Annotated in this window: 18 protein-coding genes; 9 read left to right on the forward strand and 9 right to left on the reverse strand. The window is 67.1% G+C overall.

Annotated features, from left to right (window positions below):
• Positions 1 to 89: 89 nt before the first annotated feature.
• On the forward strand, positions 90 to 443 hold the full coding sequence (locus G6N46_RS15765; RefSeq protein ID WP_060999484.1) for an Rv2640c family ArsR-like transcriptional regulator: 354 nt from the start codon (positions 90 to 92) through the stop codon (positions 441 to 443).
• Positions 444 to 450: 7 nt separating this feature from the next.
• On the opposite strand, the gene chrA is transcribed toward G6N46_RS15765, so the two are convergent.
• The 3 genes from chrA to G6N46_RS15780 form a co-directional block, all read right to left on the reverse strand.
• Complete coding sequence (gene chrA, locus G6N46_RS15770; RefSeq protein WP_234880507.1) at positions 451 to 1,608, reverse strand: chromate efflux transporter; 1,158 nt, start codon at positions 1,606 to 1,608, stop codon at positions 451 to 453.
• A 38-nt stretch (positions 1,609 to 1,646) separates the two neighbouring features.
• Positions 1,647 to 2,099, reverse strand: coding sequence for a lipoprotein LpqH (locus G6N46_RS15775; RefSeq protein WP_234880506.1), 453 nt, complete (start codon positions 2,097 to 2,099; stop codon positions 1,647 to 1,649).
• Positions 2,100 to 2,187: 88 nt separating this feature from the next.
• Positions 2,188 to 2,370 (reverse strand): hypothetical protein, encoded by a 183-nt coding sequence (locus G6N46_RS15780; protein ID WP_060999479.1) that lies wholly within the window; start codon positions 2,368 to 2,370, stop codon positions 2,188 to 2,190.
• A gap of 264 nt (positions 2,371 to 2,634) precedes the next feature.
• On the opposite strand from G6N46_RS15780, the gene G6N46_RS15785 reads away from it, so the two are divergent.
• Positions 2,635 to 2,952: a DUF732 domain-containing protein gene (locus tag G6N46_RS15785; protein ID WP_060999477.1), complete on the forward strand. Its 318-nt coding sequence runs from the start codon at positions 2,635 to 2,637 to the stop codon at positions 2,950 to 2,952.
• Position 2,953: 1 nt separating this feature from the next.
• On the opposite strand, the gene G6N46_RS15790 is transcribed toward G6N46_RS15785, so the two are convergent.
• The 5 genes from G6N46_RS15790 to G6N46_RS15810 form a co-directional block, all read right to left on the reverse strand.
• Positions 2,954 to 4,111 (reverse strand): glycoside hydrolase family 76 protein, encoded by a 1,158-nt coding sequence (locus G6N46_RS15790; protein WP_133427983.1) that lies wholly within the window; start codon positions 4,109 to 4,111, stop codon positions 2,954 to 2,956.
• A gap of 15 nt (positions 4,112 to 4,126) precedes the next feature.
• Positions 4,127 to 4,801 carry a TrmH family RNA methyltransferase gene (locus G6N46_RS15795; protein ID WP_060999472.1) on the reverse strand — a complete coding sequence of 225 codons (675 nt, stop codon included), beginning with the start codon at positions 4,799 to 4,801 and terminating at the stop codon, positions 4,127 to 4,129.
• Entirely contained in the window at positions 4,794 to 5,705 is a 912-nt protein-coding gene (locus G6N46_RS15800) for a hypothetical protein (RefSeq protein ID WP_234880505.1), read from the reverse strand. Before G6N46_RS15800 ends, G6N46_RS15795 begins: the two co-directional genes overlap by 8 nt.
• A gap of 25 nt (positions 5,706 to 5,730) precedes the next feature.
• Positions 5,731 to 6,543 carry a trehalose monomycolate transport factor TtfA gene (ttfA, locus tag G6N46_RS15805; protein ID WP_060999469.1) on the reverse strand — a complete coding sequence of 271 codons (813 nt, stop codon included), beginning with the start codon at positions 6,541 to 6,543 and terminating at the stop codon, positions 5,731 to 5,733.
• A 66-nt stretch (positions 6,544 to 6,609) separates the two neighbouring features.
• Entirely contained in the window at positions 6,610 to 7,215 is a 606-nt protein-coding gene (locus G6N46_RS15810) for a TetR/AcrR family transcriptional regulator (RefSeq protein WP_138247805.1), read from the reverse strand.
• 69 nt (positions 7,216 to 7,284) lie between these two features.
• On the opposite strand from G6N46_RS15810, the gene G6N46_RS15815 reads away from it, so the two are divergent.
• Positions 7,285 to 8,259 carry a 3-ketosteroid-9-alpha-monooxygenase, oxygenase component gene (locus tag G6N46_RS15815; RefSeq protein WP_138247804.1) on the forward strand — a complete coding sequence of 325 codons (975 nt, stop codon included), beginning with the start codon at positions 7,285 to 7,287 and terminating at the stop codon, positions 8,257 to 8,259.
• Positions 8,260 to 8,263: 4 nt separating this feature from the next.
• Positions 8,264 to 9,340 (forward strand): NAD(P)H-dependent amine dehydrogenase family protein, encoded by a 1,077-nt coding sequence (locus G6N46_RS15820; RefSeq protein WP_138247803.1) that lies wholly within the window; start codon positions 8,264 to 8,266, stop codon positions 9,338 to 9,340.
• 223 nt (positions 9,341 to 9,563) lie between these two features.
• Here the strand turns inward: G6N46_RS15820 and clpB are convergent, their stop codons facing one another.
• Positions 9,564 to 12,110: an ATP-dependent chaperone ClpB gene (clpB, locus tag G6N46_RS15825; RefSeq protein WP_138247802.1), complete on the reverse strand. Its 2,547-nt coding sequence runs from the start codon at positions 12,108 to 12,110 to the stop codon at positions 9,564 to 9,566.
• Positions 12,111 to 12,285: 175 nt separating this feature from the next.
• On the opposite strand from clpB, the gene G6N46_RS15830 reads away from it, so the two are divergent.
• The 5 genes from G6N46_RS15830 to G6N46_RS15850 are packed head-to-tail and all read left to right on the forward strand — an operon-like array spanning position 12,286 to position 16,459.
• The gene (locus G6N46_RS15830; protein ID WP_064857532.1) at positions 12,286 to 12,951 is read left to right on the forward strand and encodes a GAP family protein; all 666 of its coding nucleotides are present in this window, start codon (positions 12,286 to 12,288) and stop codon (positions 12,949 to 12,951) included.
• 15 nt (positions 12,952 to 12,966) lie between these two features.
• The gene (locus G6N46_RS15835; protein WP_138247801.1) at positions 12,967 to 13,611 is read left to right on the forward strand and encodes a CYTH domain-containing protein; all 645 of its coding nucleotides are present in this window, start codon (positions 12,967 to 12,969) and stop codon (positions 13,609 to 13,611) included.
• Positions 13,601 to 14,767, forward strand: coding sequence for an FAD-binding oxidoreductase (locus G6N46_RS15840; RefSeq protein ID WP_138247800.1), 1,167 nt, complete (start codon positions 13,601 to 13,603; stop codon positions 14,765 to 14,767). Before G6N46_RS15835 ends, G6N46_RS15840 begins: the two co-directional genes overlap by 11 nt.
• Before the next feature lie 14 nt (positions 14,768 to 14,781).
• Positions 14,782 to 15,681 carry an aldose 1-epimerase gene (locus tag G6N46_RS15845; RefSeq protein WP_138247799.1) on the forward strand — a complete coding sequence of 300 codons (900 nt, stop codon included), beginning with the start codon at positions 14,782 to 14,784 and terminating at the stop codon, positions 15,679 to 15,681.
• Positions 15,682 to 15,718: 37 nt separating this feature from the next.
• Complete coding sequence (locus tag G6N46_RS15850; protein WP_133427974.1) at positions 15,719 to 16,459, forward strand: potassium channel family protein; 741 nt, start codon at positions 15,719 to 15,721, stop codon at positions 16,457 to 16,459.
• Positions 16,460 to 16,463 lie beyond the last annotated feature (4 nt).

The following is a 16,463-nucleotide window of genomic DNA, read 5'->3' on the forward strand; positions in this document are numbered from 1 at the left end:
CTGAGGTATGTGACGTATATCGAAATCCGTAGCACAGTTCTACCGCACCTTTTCGATATATGTCAACAAGCTGAGGTAGCATCGGTGGCATGCCCAAGGCACTGCCCGTGATCGACATGTCGGAACCGTTGTGTTGCGCCCCGGTGGCCGCGAGCCCGACCGACGACGCCGCCGCACTCGACCTCGCCATGCGGCTCAAGGCACTCGCCGACCCCGCGCGCGTGAAACTGATGTCGCTGCTGTTCACCTGTGGCGAGCCCTGCACCACCGGCTCCCTTGCGGCCGTGGTGGGCCTGGCCGAATCGACGGTCAGTCACCACCTCGGCCAACTGCGGGCCGCCGGGTTCGTCATCTCCGAACGTCAGGGGATGAACGTGCACCACACCCCGCGACGCGACGCGCTCGCCGCGCTATGCCGGGTGCTCGACCCGAATTGCTGCTGACCGCCGATCAGCTCGGCAGCGGCAGGCCCAGAGAGGTGGCGAGGACGCCCGCCACGGCGGCCAGCAGCAACGTGATCACGACGTTTACCCGGCTGAACACCGCAACCACCGCCACCGCCAGGACGACGTACTGCCAGGTCTGGCTGATCGACATGGCCAGCGGCACGGCCGAACCCAGAATCGCGCCGATGGCGGCCGGACCCGCGCCGTCCAGGAAGGCGCGCACATAGCTGTTGCTGCGAATCCTGTCGAAGTGCTTGGCGCCCAACAGGATGAACAGGAACGACGGGCTGAACGCCACCACCGAGGCCAGCACCCCGCCGAGCAATCCGGCGGCGGCATAGCCGACGACAGCGACGGTCTGCACCACCGGTCCCGGCGTGATCTGGCCCAGCGCAACGGCATTGAGGAACTGCGCCCCGGTCATCCAGTGGTAGTGGTCGACGGCGTCGGCCTGCATGAGCGGAATGATGACGAAGCCGCCGCCATACGACAGCGCACCGACCTTCAGCGCCACCCAGCACAGCGAACCCAACGTGCCCAGCGTCAGGGACTGGAACGCCATGACCGGCATGCTGCGTGCACCGGACCGGGGCAGCGTCGTCGTCCGCGCCAATTCGATTGCGCCACAGGCCAACAGCACCACAACCAGCCACGGTCCCAGCAACGCGGCGGCGATCGCACCGGCCGCGAGGTACACCGGCCACCAGACCGAACTGGTGCGCCGCTGCCAACTGGCGGGGATCAATGCGGCGCCCGCGTGCACGGCCACGGCAGCCACTGCCGCGCCCGCGCCGGCACCTGCCGCCAGCACCCACCGCGGCGGCGAACCGGCCAGGAACAACGCCGCCAGCCCGAGGATGACGATGAGCCCGGGAATGATGAAGGCGGCGCCGCCGACCAGCGCACCCAGCCTGCCGCGGACGCGCCAGGCGCAGTAGATCGACAGCTGCGTCGACGCCGGCCCCGGCAACAGGTTGCAGGTGGCGATCGCGTCTTCGAACTCGGTGGCACCGATCCAGCGGCGCCGCTCCACGCACAGGCTGCGTAACAACCTGATGTGCGTGGGCGGGCCACCGAAACCGATACAGCCGATGATGCCCCACTCCCGCAGGACGGTGCCCAATGGCACTCGGGGCGGTGAATCCTCTGCGGGCGTGGTCACGACCAATCATCCTGGCAGGTCACGCCGCAGCGCGCACCTTACGGGCAGGCGACGTCCATCTCGAAGCTCTTGTTCACCTGCTGCGGCGATCGCGGATTGCTCAGGTCGCTGCCGCTGGCGGTGCCCTTGATCGCGTACGACTTGCCCCGCACGGCGGCTACGGCATTGTCGGCCTCGCCGGGCTCGGAGCTCGTGAATCCCAGCGCGACACCGTCGACGGTGCCGAGCCCGACGGTACGAACCTGTGGCGGATCGCTCGTCGTCACCACGGCACCCACGCCGCTGGACACGTCGCCGATCCCGATCGTGACGTTGTCACCCGCCTGGTGGCAGGTCACTCCGCCGCTCACGGCACGTTGTTGTCCGTCGACGATGACCTGCGGCGCGCGCATGCCCACATTTGGCGAGCCGGCCCCCGATTGGGAGTTCTGCGTGGAACAACCGGCCAGCCCCAGGGCGACCACACCGATCACGACACTCTTACGTACCAACGTTTCTCCTCCTTCACGTCCGGGATGTCTGGCGGTACAACGCCAGGGTTCCCCGGAGCGGAGGAGATCAATCGTCCGCGGCGACGAGCTACGGGCAGACGGTGACGATCCCGGCGGGGCCGGTCACGCAAGGCAGGTTGACGTAGACCTCAGGGCCATCCCAGCCGCCACCGCGCCAACCCGGGCCACCCCAACCGCGGCCGTGGTCGTCCCAGTCGTCGTGGCCGTGGCCGTGGCCGCGGTCCATCGGGATGATGGCCGGGTCAGTCACCGGCGCAGCTGCGGAAATACCCGCACCGAAACCCAAAAAAGCAGCTCCCAGGCTTGCTGCAAGTGCTGTAGTCGACGCAATCTTCTTCATCGTGGCCATAGCCATCCTCCGAAATGAGCAAAAAATCAAAATGCAATATGCGATCTAAGTATATGACGCTGACGTTGCTGAAGAAATTCCTGGGTTCGTCGGCAAGCGACTCCGCCCCGGATCGGCGGGCCTCGCGTAGCCTGTCAGCAAATCGATCTTGCATGGGAGATCCGGATGAAACGCACTCGCACCGCAGCTCTGCTCGCGGCGGCCTCGTCGGCAGTCGCCATCGTGATGGCCGTTCCCGCCCACGCCGACGACGTCGACCCCATGTTCCTGCAAGCGGTGCACGACAAGGGCATCCTGATGCCGAACAGCACCGCCATCAAGCTCGCGCACGGCACCTGTAGCGCGATGCGCAGCGGGGGCGTCAACTCGGCGCTGAGCTACCTGAAGAAGAACGCCGGCAACCTGTCCAACGACGACGCCGTCAAGTTCGGCGGGCTGGCCATCTACGCGTACTGCCGCGAGCTGACGCCGAAGGGACAGTAGGTCAGGGCCCCTCGGCCGCTGCCTCTGTCTCTGTCTCGGCGGTCAGGGCGTGCGCCGCTTCCATCAGCATCCAGCCGGCCACCTGCACCGACAGGTCGCGTTCCGCGATATCGGATGAATTCACCGCGCCGTCAACCGATTTCGCCGTCTCGCCGGTGTTCGGCAGCTCGGCCGCGCGGTCCCAGAAGGCGCCGAACAGCGGGATGCCGTTGACGGACTGCCGGTAGTCCCACGCAGACTGCGCGGACTTCAGCACCAACTCGCGGGCCGTCGTCCTGGCGGTGTCGTCGTCCTCGGTGTCCCCGGGCAAGGTGGTGGCGACCAGCGTCAGGTACCGGGCCAGGATGGCGCCGAACAGGCCACCGTCGCCGCCGCCGGCACCCCTGATGACGCCGTCGTCGAGCATGTGGTCCTTGACGGCGGCCACCAGGCGATGCACCCGCTCGGCGTGCCGCGGATCGCCGGTGCGCACCGCCAGCTCCACTTCCAGGCCCAGCACCACGCCCTGGCAGTAGGTGTACTGGGCGCGCACCATCGAGCCGCCCTTGATGCCGTCGAACACCAGGTGCGTATCGGGGTCGATCAGCGTGCCGTCGATCCAGTCGGCCATCTGCTGCGCCCGCCGCAGGCGGTCGTGGCGGGCCAGGAAGATGCCGGCCGGGCCGTTCGCCGGGGCGTTGAAGAACTGGTCCTGCTTGCGCCACGGGATGCCGCCGCCGTCCTCGGGCACCCAGGCATTGAGGAACTGGTCGGCAAACGTCTTGAGCGCCTTGGGCCGGCCCACGCCGACCAGCCGGCCGGAACGCTCCAGCGCGAGTGCCAGCCAGGCCATGTCGTCGTAGTAGTTGTTGGTCCAGGATCCGTTGTTGCGCAGTCGATGTCCACGGATCTGCCGACTGATGCGGGCGACGCGGTACTCCTGCGGGTCGCGCAACTGCGCGTCGACCATGCAGTCCAGCAGGTGCGCCTGCCACCAGTAGTCCCAGCTCTTGAAAAGCCGGTCGGCACGCGTCGACGGCCAGGCCACGACGCCCAGCTGGGTTCCGGGTATCCCCCAGAGCCGCCGGATATGCCGGTTGAACACAGCCGTTTCGGCGCTGGCCGCACGGTTGGCCCAGACTGCATCCCCGTCGCTGCGCTCCACCGGACGCTGATCCATGCGTTCTATCCTGCCCTACCAGGCCCGATCCAGTCCGGCATGTTGCGTGATCCAGGTGTGCATCACGATGCCGGCGGCCACGCCGGCATTGATGCTCCGCGTCGAGCCGAATTGCGCGATGGACACCGTCATCATCGACCCCGTCTTGGCGTCGTCGGTGATGCCCGGTCCCTCCTGCCCGAAGATCAACAGGCATTCGCGCGGCAGCGTCGTCTCTTCCAGCCGCACCGAGCCGGGCACGTTGTCGACGGCCACCGGAGTCAGGCCCTTCTCGTCGGCGAAGGCCAGCAATTCCGCCGTGGTGGCATGGTGCAGGAGCCGCTGGTAGCGGTCGGTCACCATGGCGCCCCGGCGATTCCACCGCCGGCGGCCGACGATGTGCACGGTGTCCACCGCAAACGCGTTGGCGGTCCGCACCACCGCACCGATGTTGGCGTCGTTGCCGAAGTTCTCGATCGCGATGTGCAGCGGGTGCCGGCGCTGGTCGATGTCCGCGATGATCGCCTCACGTGTCCAATAGCGGTAGGCGTCGACGACGTTGCGAGTGTCGCCCTCGCGCAACAACTCCGGGTCATAACGCGGGTCGTCGGGCAGCTCACCGGGCCAGGGGCCGACGCCGGGCCCGGCGCCCCACTCGGTGGGCCCTGGCACGTCGGTGTGATCGGGGTGGTCGGCGACGTGATCACTCACGCGAAATCCACACCGCCGCAGGGGTTCCCACCACGGTGACGGTGGCGTACAGCAGCGCCTGGTTGATGTCGCCCTGCGTGCACAGCGAGGCGCGGGTGTTGATGGCCCCGACCTTCGAATCCGGCAGCACCAGCAGCGTCGCACCGTAGACGTCACACAGGTGCGACAGCCCGGGCGGCGGCAGCGTCGGCGCCACCGCGATCATCAACGGCCCGCCGCGCTTGGCCGAGTCATCTTTGTACCTGCTTGCCAGACCACCGATCTCGAGGCCGAGCAGCATATAGCCCTTGCCGGTGAACGCCGCCGGATCGCCCAGCGCCGCGGGGATCAGCTGCCCGCCGTCGGCGCGGAACCCGTCGACGCTCGTGGCCTTGAGGGTGAGCCCGGTGTCGGCCTCGTTGGTCGGGGTCAGGCCAACGGGATACGCCGCACCGTAGGCGACGGTGGTGTCCTTGATCCGGTCGGCAGGCGAGTAGAGGTAGACGCCACGCACCTGGGTCTGGTCGCGCATCGGCCCCAAACAGACTGTGCCCGTTACCTTGTCCGGGTTCTGCACCACGGCCGGATTGATCTTGAGGCTGGGGACGCCGGCGCAGCCGCCGATCAGGTTCGATTCGAGGGGGTGCGCCAGTGCGCCGTACAGGCCGAAGCGCAGCGTCTCGGGCTTGGCGTGTTCGCCGCCGGCTTTCGCCGCGGCCAGGTCGACGTCGATCAGCACCTGATCATCCTGGAAGCGCAGGTTGGACACCGAGACGTTCCAGCCCAGCAGGGTCTGCGACTCACCGACCTTGACGCTGGACGCACCGAAGATGACGGAGTTGGCGGCACCGTCGCCCGAACATGCGACCAGCACACCGGCCAGCAGCACAATCAGCAGCCGCGAGGCCAACCTGCGAAAAGACATGCGGCCAAGGTTAGCCGCAGGCGAATCAGCGCTGATAATTCGGCGCGGGGCGGCCGTTCCGGGCCGGAGCGAATTGCGTGTAGCGGCCGATGTCGGCGCGGCCGGGGGCCTGGTTGCTGCGGCCGGCAGGCAGTTCGTTCTGCCGCATCGGGCCGGCGCTGAGCGGACGGCTCGGCGAACCGCTACGGCGGGCGACGGCCTGACCGGCGACGCTGTTCTGGCCGGACGGCACCGGCGGCAGCACCCGCAGCAGGTCGTTGAACTGGCGGACGGTGCGCAGACCCTCGTCCCACTGAGCGCGGGTGCTGGTGATCGGCATGGACACCAGCGTCCAGTTCTGCTCGTTCCACATGACCTCGGCGCAATCCGGGGCGGTGTGCGAGAACGTCACCATGCGGCGGTCGCAGGCGCGACGGGCGGCATCGAGGTTCGTGGAGTAGACCATGCGGGGACCGATGGCGCCGAGCAGCCAGATGTCGTTTTCGCGCGGCTCCGGGATGTCCTTGAGGCGGACGTCCACGGCCACGTTGGTGCCGACCTTGCGGTGCAGGGCGATGACGGTGGCCACATCGTCGAGGTCGAAGATGAACACGGCCTCGCCGCGGATCTGCCCGAGCACGACATTGCGGGCGTGGACGTTCTCACCGACGGTCGACATGATGCCGCGGCTCCACCGCTTGACCAGGTCGGGAGTCTCGTGTTCGTAGTCGAACCCGTGCGACTTAGCCCATGACTTGCGGCGCCTGCCGAGGCCACGTCGACGGTCGATGTCGACGTACAGCAGCACCGCCGCACCCACGAAGCAGAGTGCAGAAAGTGTGAACCAGAGCGGGACCATCGGGCCAAGCCTACTGGTTGGTACCCGAAATGCTCGAACTCGAATTGGTCACAAGCTGGTCACATGCTATTTGAGGTAGGCGACGATCGCGTTCGTCAGCCCCCTGCGGGCCACGTCGAGGTCGGTGTAGGTGCCGAGCTGGCGCTCGGAAGCGATGCCGCGCATGGCGCCCGGGATGAATGCGGCCACCTCGCGCACCCGTTCTGGGTCGACGTCCAGGTCAGCGAAGGCCTGCTGGCAGGTCTGCAGCCAACTCCGGCCCCATGACGAAAGCTCCGCGGCGGTCTTCGGGTAGAGCCGTTCGAGCTCGGCGTGATCCCGCGGCAGCGCCGCGCGCAGATTCTCGATGGCCCGCGAGTCGCCGATGGTCAGGCCGTCATAGAGCAGGTCGATGATGGTCGCGACGCGTTGCCGCAGCGTGGCGCCGGTGTCGTGATGACTGAGCATGCCCGCGCGGCGCTCGGCGGTGCGGCGCAGGACTGCGGCCCAGAAGCCGTCGATGTCGCCGAACTGGTACTTCACCGCGCCCCAGGTGGCGCCGATCTCCTTGGCGATCCGGTTGGCCGATACCGCGCCCGGGTCGCCGGTGGCCAGCGCCTTGCGCGCGGCCTCCAACATGCTCTCCCGGGTGGCGTTACCGCGCTTGTTGGTTCGTCGTGCCGCGGCGGTCATCGTCCGAGATTAGCGCAGTTTCAACGAACCCTCTTTCAAAGTTTCACAGAACCCCCTACGATTCGGGTCATGGCCAAACCCCAGTTGCCGATGAAGCCGACGGGATGGTTCCAGGTCGCCTGGTCGGACGAGGTCCAAGTCGGCGCGGTGCACGCCATGAAGTACTTCGGCGAGGAGATGGTCGCCTGGCGCGCAGAATCCGGCGCCGTCACCGTCATGAATGCCTACTGCGAGCACCTCGGCGCGCACCTCGGCTTCGGCGGCCACGTCGTCGGTGAGACGATCCAGTGCCCGTTCCACGGCTGGCAGTGGAACGCCGCCGGCCACAACGTCTGCATCCCGTACCAGGACCGGCCCAACCGCGGCCGCCGGATCCGGACCTACCCCGTCACCGAGCGCAACGAGGCCATCTACATCTGGCACGACGTCGAGGGCCGGGAGCCGTACTTCGAGGCGCCCGATGTGTTCGCGTCATTCAACGACGGCAGCAGCGCCGCCGACTACTACCCGCAGCAGCGGCTGTTCCGCGAAACCCTCGAACTGCATCCGCAGTACGTCCTGGAGAACGGCGTCGACTTCGCACACTTCAAGTTCGTGCACCAGACCCCGATCGTCCCGGTGTTCACCCGGCATGACTTCGCGGCGCCGATCTCCTACGTCGACTTCACCATCACGTTCGAGGGCAGCGATCAGCAGTCGATCGACGACGTGCGCAGTGGCGTCGAGGCGATCAACGGCGGTTTGGGCATCGCCGTCACCAAGAGCTGGGGCATGATCGACAACCGCACCATCTCGGCCGTCACACCCGTCGACGAGTCCACCTCGGACGTGCGGTTCATGGTCTATATCGGACGGACGCCCTGGAGCGCCGAGCGCGCCACCGCCTTCGGCGACGAGGTGATCCGCCAGTTCACCCAGGACATCCACATCTGGTCGCACCAGCGCTACTCCGATCCGCCGGCGCTGGCGACCGCCGAGTGCGAGGGCTTCACGGCAATCCGCAAGTGGGCCATGCAGTTCTATCCCGAAACCCCGAAGGGCTGACCAGATGTCCAAGATTCGCGTCTTCCAGGTGGCGACCGGCAACGTCGGCACCGAGATGATCAAGCGCATCAGCAAGCGTCCCGATCTCGAATTGATCGGATTGCATTGCTACACAACGGAAAAGGTCGGACGCGACGCCGGCGAGATCGCCGGGATCGGGCCGGTCGGCGTCATCGCCACGGGCTCGGTCGACGACATCATCGCCGCGAAACCCGATGTCCTCACCTTCCACGGCGTCTTCCCCGACGAAGACCTGTACGTGAAAGTCCTTGGAGCGGGGATCAATATCGTCACGACAGCCGACTGGATCACCGGCTGGCACCGCGACACCAACCATCCGCACCCCTCCGGTCGACCGGTCAGCGAGTTGCTGGCCGAGGCGTGCGCCAAGGGCGGGTCGACGTTCTACGGCACCGGGATGAACCCCGGCGTCAATCAGATCCTGGGCGTGGTGTGTTCGGCCGACGTCGCCGAGATCGAGAACGTCACCACCATCGAATCCGTCGACGTGTCCTGCCATCACAGCAGGGACACCTGGATCGAGGTGGGATACGGCCTGCCCGTTGATGATCCGTCGATCCCGGCGAAGCTCGAGAAGTACACCCGGGTGTTCGCCGACAGTGTGCTGATGATGGCCGATTGCTTCGGGCTGGAGCTCGACGAGGTGAAGTTCAGTGCTGAACTCGGCGCCTGCACCAAGGACGTCGACCTGGGCTGGTACACGCTGCCCAAGGGCTCGCTGGGCGGCAACTACATCAAGTACCAGGGCATGGTCGACGGCGTGCCGCGCATCGAGACGCACCTGGAGTGGCAGATGACGCCGCACACCGAGCCACATTGGAATATCAAGGGCTGCTACATCACTCAGATCAAGGGTGATCCCTGCGTCTACAACAAGCACATGATCTACCCGAAGCCCGGTGTGGACCTGTCGAATCCGGACAACTTCGCCTCGATCGGCATGACGGTGACGGGGCTGCCCGCGCTCAACGTCATCGCCTCGGTGGTCGAGGCGCCGCCCGGACTGCTGACGAGCGCCGACGTGCCGCTGCGCGGTTTCGCGGGACGGTTCAACATCTGACGCGAGAAGTACATAGCTTCAATCACGAGGCACTGGCAGTCATCGTGGCTGAAGCCAGGTACATCTTTGGGACGTCGGAGGTGCCTCAGTTCAATCTCCACTGCAAACGGTCGTACCGATTGAACTCAGGGACTTTCCGATCACATTCATTGCGGCAGCCCCAAGCGAAAACCCCCTATCTCCAGAGAAATAGGGGGTTTCCGCATCCACTCGGCGAACTAGCTCAGCCGAGGACCAGGCTCTCGCCGTCCGCGCTGACGTGGACCGGAACGACGTCGCCGTCGTGCACCTGGCCGGCCAACAACATCTTGGCCAGCTGGTCGCCGATGGCCTGCTGCACCAGCCGGCGCAGCGGACGGGCACCGTACAGCGGGTCGAACCCGCGGTCGCCCAGCCACTTCTTGGCCTCCAGCGAGACCTCGAGCTGCAGGCGCCGCTGCGACAGCCGCTTCTGCAGCTGTGCCAGCTGGATGTCGACGATCCGCACCAGCTCGCTGGGGTCGAGCGCGTGGAACATCAGCACGTCGTCCAGACGGTTGATGAACTCCGGCTTGAACTTCGCGCGCACCGCCGCCATCACCTGCTCCTCGGTGCCGCCGGCGCCGAGGTTCGAGGTCAGGATCAGGATGGTGTTGCGGAAGTCGACGGTGCGGCCCTGACCGTCGGTCAGGCGGCCCTCGTCGAGAACCTGCAGCAGCACGTCGAACACGTCCGGGTGCGCCTTCTCGACCTCATCGAAAAGTACGACCGTGTACGGGCGGCGCCGCACGGCCTCGGTCAGCTGACCACCGGCGTCGTAACCGACGTAGCCCGGAGGGGCACCGACCAGGCGAGCCACCGAGTGCTTCTCGCCATACTCGCTCATGTCGATGCGGACCATGGCGCGTTCGTCGTCGAACAGGAAGTCCGCCAACGCCTTTGCCAGCTCCGTCTTACCGACACCGGTCGGCCCGAGGAACATGAACGATCCGGTGGGACGGTTCGGGTCGGCCACACCGGCACGGGCACGACGGACCGCGTCGGACACCGCCTCGACGGCCTGCTTCTGGCCGATGACGCGCTTGCCGAGCTCCTCCTCCATGCGCAGCAGCTTGGCGGTCTCGCCCTCCATCATTCGGCCGGCCGGGATGCCCGTCCACGCCGACACCACGTCCGCGATGTCGTCGGGGCTGACCTCCTCCTTGAGCATGACGTTCTCGCGCGCTTCGGCAACCGGCAACGCGGCGTCGAGTTGCTTCTCGATCGACGGAATCCGGCCGTACCGCAGCTCGGCGGCCTTGGCCAGGTCGCCGTCACGCTCGGCCCGATCGGCCTCACCGCGCAGCGCCTCCAGCTGTTCCTTGAGCTCGCGCACGATGTCGATGGCATTCTTCTCGTTCTGCCACCGCGTGGTCAGCTCGGCCAGCTTCTCCTTCTGGTCGGCCAGCTCCGAGCGCAGCTTCTCCAGCCGCTCCTTGGAGGCGTCGTCCTCTTCCTTGGACAGCGCCATCTCCTCGATCTCGAGGCGACGGACCAGCCGCTCGACCTCGTCGATCTCGACGGGCCGGGAGTCGATCTCCATGCGCAGCCGGGACGCGGCCTCGTCGACCAGGTCGATGGCCTTGTCCGGCAGGAACCGGCTGGTGATGTAGCGGTCCGACAACGTGGCCGCCGCAACCAACGCGGAGTCGGTGATGCGCACACCGTGGTGCACCTCGTAGCGGTCCTTGAGACCGCGCAGGATGCCGACGGTGTCGTCGACCGACGGTTCGCCGACCAGCACCTGCTGGAACCGGCGCTCCAGGGCCGCGTCCTTCTCGATGTACTTGCGGTACTCGTCGAGCGTGGTCGCGCCGACCAGCCGCAGCTCGCCACGGGCCAGCATCGGCTTGATCATGTTGCCGGCGTCCATCGCGGATTCGCCGGTGGCGCCGGCACCCACGATGGTGTGCAACTCGTCGATGAAGGTGATGACCTGGCCGGCCGAGTTCTTGATGTCGTCGAGGACGGCCTTGAGCCGCTCCTCGAACTCACCGCGGTACTTGGCGCCGGCGACCATGGACCCCAGGTCCAGGCTGACGACGGTCTTGTCGCGCAGGCTCTCCGGTACGTCACCGGCGACGATGCGCTGGGCGAGGCCCTCGACGATCGCGGTCTTGCCGACGCCGGGCTCACCGATCAGCACCGGGTTGTTCTTGGTACGCCGGCTCAGCACCTGGACCACGCGACGAATCTCGTTGTCGCGGCCGATCACCGGGTCGAGCTTGCCTTCGCGGGCGCGGGCGGTCAGGTCGGTGGAGTACTTCTCCAGCGCCTGGTAGCTGCCCTCGGGATCGGGGCTGGTGACGCGCGCGCTGCCGCGGACCTTCACGAACGCCTCACGCAGCGTCTGCGGCGCGGCGCCGTGGTTGACCAGGATCTTGGCGACGTCGGAGTCGCCACTGGCCAGGCCGTACAGCAGGTGCTCGGTGGAGACGTACTCGTCGTCCATCTCGGTGGCCAGATGCTGGGCAGCAGTCAGGGCCGCGACCGACTCACGAGACAGTTGCGGCGTCGAGTTGGCGCCGCTGGCGCTCGGCAGCTGATCGATCAGCCGCTGGGCGTCGGCCCGGATGGCAGCGGGCTCGACACCGACGGCCTCCAGCAGAGGCGCGGCGATGCCGTCATTCTGGGTCAGCAGAGCCATCAACAAGTGCGCCGGACGGATCTCCGGGTTTCCGGCGGCAGTCGCCGCCTGCAACGCTGAGGTCAGCGCCGCCTGAGTCTTCGTGGTCGGGTTGAACGAGTCCACGACACCTCCCTTTCGTCTACAGAAAAATGCTTGTCGCTGAATTCAACGTCGTCAAGGTTGAGTCTGTTCCGCTCAAGTCTAGAAAATTTCCCGGCTACCTATGATCTGGCTCACCCCGTAAATACTGCCGTGCCCAACCGACAAGATCGACGGAAACGTAAGCAACAATGACCGCATGACAGATTGGGTTTCGGTCCTGACCGAGTTGATCCCCCTCGCCCTGGTGATCGCCCTTTCGCCACTGTCGATCATTCCCGCCGTCCTGGTGCTGCAATCCCCCCACGCGCGCCTCACCGGCCTGACGTTCCTCGCCGGCTGGCTGCTGGCCATCACGGTGCTCACGGGAGTGTTCGTCCAGCTGTCCGGCCTGATGCCCGAGGCCGGCCATCCGTCGACCACGGCGTCGTGGGTGCGCATCGTGATCGGCGTCCTGCTGGTCGTCTTCGGCATCTACCGCTGGGCCAACCGCAACCACGACGCCGAGGAGCCGGCGTGGATGCGGAAGCTCACCAGCGTCACCCCCGCCCGGGGTTTCGTGACCGCCGCAGTGCTCGCGGTGGTGAACCCCAAGGTGTTGTTCATGTGCGTCGCCGCCGGTCTGGCGATCAGTACCGACGAACTACCGCGCGCGGCCACCTGGGCGTCGGTGCTGTGTTTCGCGGTGGTGGCAGGCAGTTCGGTCGCCATCCCGGTGCTGACCTACGTCGCCGCCGGTGAGCGGCTCGATCCCGCCATGGCCCGCCTCGGCGCCTGGCTGCACCGACAGCATGCGGTGCTGGTGGCGGGAATCCTGATCGTCATCGGACTTCTCGTGGCATACAAAGGCCTGAGCCATCTGTAGGACTACCGTCTAGTCATGTCCGAGTCCGGCTTCGGCGATTTCGAGTTCGAACGAAAGTTCCTCGTCCGCGACCTGCCCGCTGTCACAGCGTCCGACCCGAGCCCTGCCCTCATCGTGCAGGCCTACCTGTTCGCGTCCGATGGCTATGCCGTCCGCGTGCGTGTCCAGGGCCCCGCGCCGGCGGATCTGAGCGATCCGGCGCTGGACCTCATCGACGCCATCGGCAGCGACTCCATCGGCACCATGACCGCCAAGGGCCCGGCCGCCGGCGGCACCCGCTACGAGGCCGAACGGGAACTCGATCCGCTGGTCGCCGGCGAAATCGTGCGTCGCGCTGAGCACGTCGTGACCAAGGTGCGGTACTCGGTGTGGCTGGGTGAGGACGGCTGGATCATCGACCGCTTCACGGGCGGCAACGCCCCACTGCTGCTGGCCGAGGTCGAGCGCGGCGGACCGGTGGTCGACCTGGCCATCCCGACGTTCTGCGTCACCGAGGTGTCCGAGGACGACCGGTTCCGCAACGAGTATCTGGCCCACCAGCCGTACGGCACGTGGGCCGACGCGCACCGACGCGAACTCGACCTGCTGGGCCCCACCTTCGTCAACACGTTGGGGCAGAACCACTTCGACACCACCTCGCCGATGCCAGATGGGACTTGACGACCGCGAAGCGCTGATGACGGTGCGGGCCCTGGTCGACCCCGCGCGCGGTGGGGACGACGTGGTCGGCCGCTTCTACACCCGGTGGTTCGCCGGCGACCTGTCGGCGCGCGACCTCTTCCCACCGGACCTGGCCGCCCAGCGCACCGCCTTCAGCCAGGCGCTGTTCTGGGTGCTCGGCGAGTTCATCGAGCAGCGCGCCGAGGAGCCCGTGGCATTCCTCGCCCAGCTCGGCCGCGATCACCGCAAATACGGTGTGGGACATCAACATTACGCGGCGCTGCAGGACGCGCTGCTGACCACCCTGCGCGCTGAGCTCGGGGACCACTGGGACGCGCGGGTCGCCGAGGCCACCACGCACGCCGTCGACCTGATCGTCGGCGTCATGCGCGGCGCCGCCGATTCCGAGCAGACCCCGCCTTACGTCGACGGCACCGTCGTCCAGCATCTGCGCGTCACCCGGGATGTCTCGGTGGTGCGACTGCAACTCGACCAGGCGCTGGCCTATCACGCGGGTCAGTACGTCGCGGTGCAGGTGCCCCAGTGGCCGCGCCGCTGGCGGCATCTGAGTCCGTCGATGCCCTCAGATGCCAGCGGCGCCATCGAGTTTCACGTCCGTTCCGTCAGCGGCGGCATGGTGAGCACCGCGATCGTCAACCAGACCGCCGCCGGTGATCGCTGGCGACTGTCCAACCCCCATGGCGGCATGAATGTTTCACGCACCGACGGTGATGTGCTCATGGTGGCCGGTAGCACCGGGCTGGCCCCGCTCCGCGCCCTGTTGATGAATCTGTGCCGCGAGGCCGAGAATCCGCGCGTGCACCTGTTCTTCGGCGGGCGCTACCCCTGCGACCTGTACGACCTCCGCATCCTCTGGGAGATCGCGGCCACCAATCCGTGGCTGTCCGTCACCCCGGTGTCCGAGTACTCGACCGACCCGCCGTGGGCCGCCGACTATCCCGACGTGACGCCGCCGCGCGGGTTGCACGTCCGGCAGACCGGGCTGCTCCCCGACGTCGTGACGAGCTACGGCAGCTGGGGCGACCGGCAGATCCTGCTGTGCGGCGGACCCGGGATGGTGACCGCCACCAAAGCCGCGCTGATCGCCAAAGGCGCACCCGCAGAACGCATTCAGCACGACCCGTTGGCCCACTGACCCTGGAGGAATCGATGGCCGAACTCGACACCGTCGTACTGCGCGACCCCGAGTCCGCGATGACTGCCACGTTCGTGCCTGGCGCCGGCATGATCGGCACCTCGCTCGCCGATGGGGATCTGGAGTTTCTCGGCCAGCGGCGCGGCCTGGACGCCTATCTGACCAACGCCAAGACCATGGGCATCCCGCTGCTCTATCCCTGGGCGAACCGGTTGGGCGGCAACACCTATGACGCCGACGGCGCAGTGGTCACCTTGACGCCCGGCTCCGGTGGCGTGCGCGTCGACCCGAACGGCTCCCCCATGCACGGCACGCTCGCGGCCTACCCGGGCTGGCTGATCACCGAGCAGTCGGCGAACTCGCTCACCGCCGCAGTCGATTTCAACCGGCCCGGCCTGTTGGCGTCGTTCCCGTTTCCGCATGTGCTGACGCAGCGCGTCACGTTGGCGGGCCGCGTCCTGACGGTCGAGACCGTCGTTCGGCCATCGGCTTCCGCGGCGGTGCCGCTGTGTTTCGGGTATCACCCGTACGTGACCATTCCCGGTGTGCCTCGGGAGGATTGGATACTGGAGACGCCGACGATGCGGCACCTCCCGACCGATGATCGCGGGTTGCCGTCCGGCGCTGCCGAGGCGTGGCCGGCACGGTCTGCGCCGCTCGGTGACACCGCCTACGACGACGGCTTCGACGAGGTGCCCGACGGCGCGCAGTTCATCCTCCGCGGCGGCGACCACCGGATCACCGTGACCTTCGAAACCGGCTACCGCGCCGCGCAACTGTTCGCGCCGCCCGGCGACGCGCTCGTCGCCATCGAGCCCATGGCCGCGCCTACCGACGCGCTATGCCGCGGTGGCTACCGCCTCGCCTCCCCCGGCCGACCAGTGACAGCGCGGTTCTCGATCAAGGTCAACTGAGTTCCGAAAACGCGGCCGGTGCCGCACACTTTCTGACGTGGATACGCAAGACCGCCTCGACAGGTGGGAACATCGCGCGGAGTGGCCGCTGGCCGCTGTCGCCGCGCTGTTCCTGGCTGCATACAGCATCGAGGTCCTCGTCCAGCCGAAGGGCCTGGTCGCACGACTCCTGACCCTGGTGACCATGCTGGCCTGGGCGGTATTCACCGCCGACTACGCGGCCCGGCTCTACCTGGCCCCCGACCGCAAGAAGTGGTTCTTCCGGCATCTGGTCGACCTGGCCGTCGTGCTGCTGCCGCTGTTGCGGCCGCTGCGCCTGCTCCGGCTGGTCGTGCTGGTCGGTGCCCTGCAGAAGGCCATCGGCAACGCCATCCGGGGCAAGGTGATCATCTACACCATCTCGGGCGCGGTGCTGCTCGTGTATGTCGGGGCGCTGGCGGTGTACGAAGCCGAGCGGGGTGCGCCGGACGCGCACATCACGAGCTTCGGGCTGGCCGTGTGGTGGGCGATGACCACGATCACCACCGTCGGCTACGGCGACATGTATCCCGTCACCACCACCGGCCGGGTCATGGCGAGCCTCATGATGATCGGCGGCATCAGCCTGGTCGGTTCCATCACGGCGACCATCGCGTCATGGATCGTGCAGACCGTGTCGATCGACGATCAGAAACAAGACGCGGTGACCGCCGCGCACATCGAGGACCTACGCGGCGAAATCGCCCAGTTGCGGGAGTTGTTGCGCGACAAGGTGAGTAGCGATGTGACCGCCAACTGACTTG

Origin of the sequence: Mycolicibacterium phocaicum, assembly GCF_010731115.1 — a bacterium.
GTDB lineage: Bacteria > Actinomycetota > Actinomycetes > Mycobacteriales > Mycobacteriaceae > Mycobacterium > Mycobacterium phocaicum.

Coding starts and splice junctions, on each gene's coding strand:
- G6N46_RS15765 (WP_060999484.1), top strand. CDS start 90: ATGCCCAAGGCACTGCCCGTGATCGACATGTCGGAACCGTTGTGTTGC.
- G6N46_RS15785 (WP_060999477.1), top strand. CDS start 2,635: ATGAAACGCACTCGCACCGCAGCTCTGCTCGCGGCGGCCTCGTCGGCA.
- G6N46_RS15790 (WP_133427983.1), bottom strand. CDS start 4,111: ATGGATCAGCGTCCGGTGGAGCGCAGCGACGGGGATGCAGTCTGGGCC.
- G6N46_RS15800 (WP_234880505.1), bottom strand. CDS start 5,705: ATGTCTTTTCGCAGGTTGGCCTCGCGGCTGCTGATTGTGCTGCTGGCC.
- ttfA (WP_060999469.1), bottom strand. CDS start 6,543: ATGGTCCCGCTCTGGTTCACACTTTCTGCACTCTGCTTCGTGGGTGCG.
- G6N46_RS15810 (WP_138247805.1), bottom strand. CDS start 7,215: ATGACCGCCGCGGCACGACGAACCAACAAGCGCGGTAACGCCACCCGG.
- G6N46_RS15815 (WP_138247804.1), top strand. CDS start 7,285: ATGGCCAAACCCCAGTTGCCGATGAAGCCGACGGGATGGTTCCAGGTC.
- G6N46_RS15820 (WP_138247803.1), top strand. CDS start 8,264: ATGTCCAAGATTCGCGTCTTCCAGGTGGCGACCGGCAACGTCGGCACC.
- G6N46_RS15830 (WP_064857532.1), top strand. CDS start 12,286: ATGACAGATTGGGTTTCGGTCCTGACCGAGTTGATCCCCCTCGCCCTG.
- G6N46_RS15835 (WP_138247801.1), top strand. CDS start 12,967: ATGTCCGAGTCCGGCTTCGGCGATTTCGAGTTCGAACGAAAGTTCCTC.
- G6N46_RS15840 (WP_138247800.1), top strand. CDS start 13,601: ATGGGACTTGACGACCGCGAAGCGCTGATGACGGTGCGGGCCCTGGTC.
- G6N46_RS15845 (WP_138247799.1), top strand. CDS start 14,782: ATGGCCGAACTCGACACCGTCGTACTGCGCGACCCCGAGTCCGCGATG.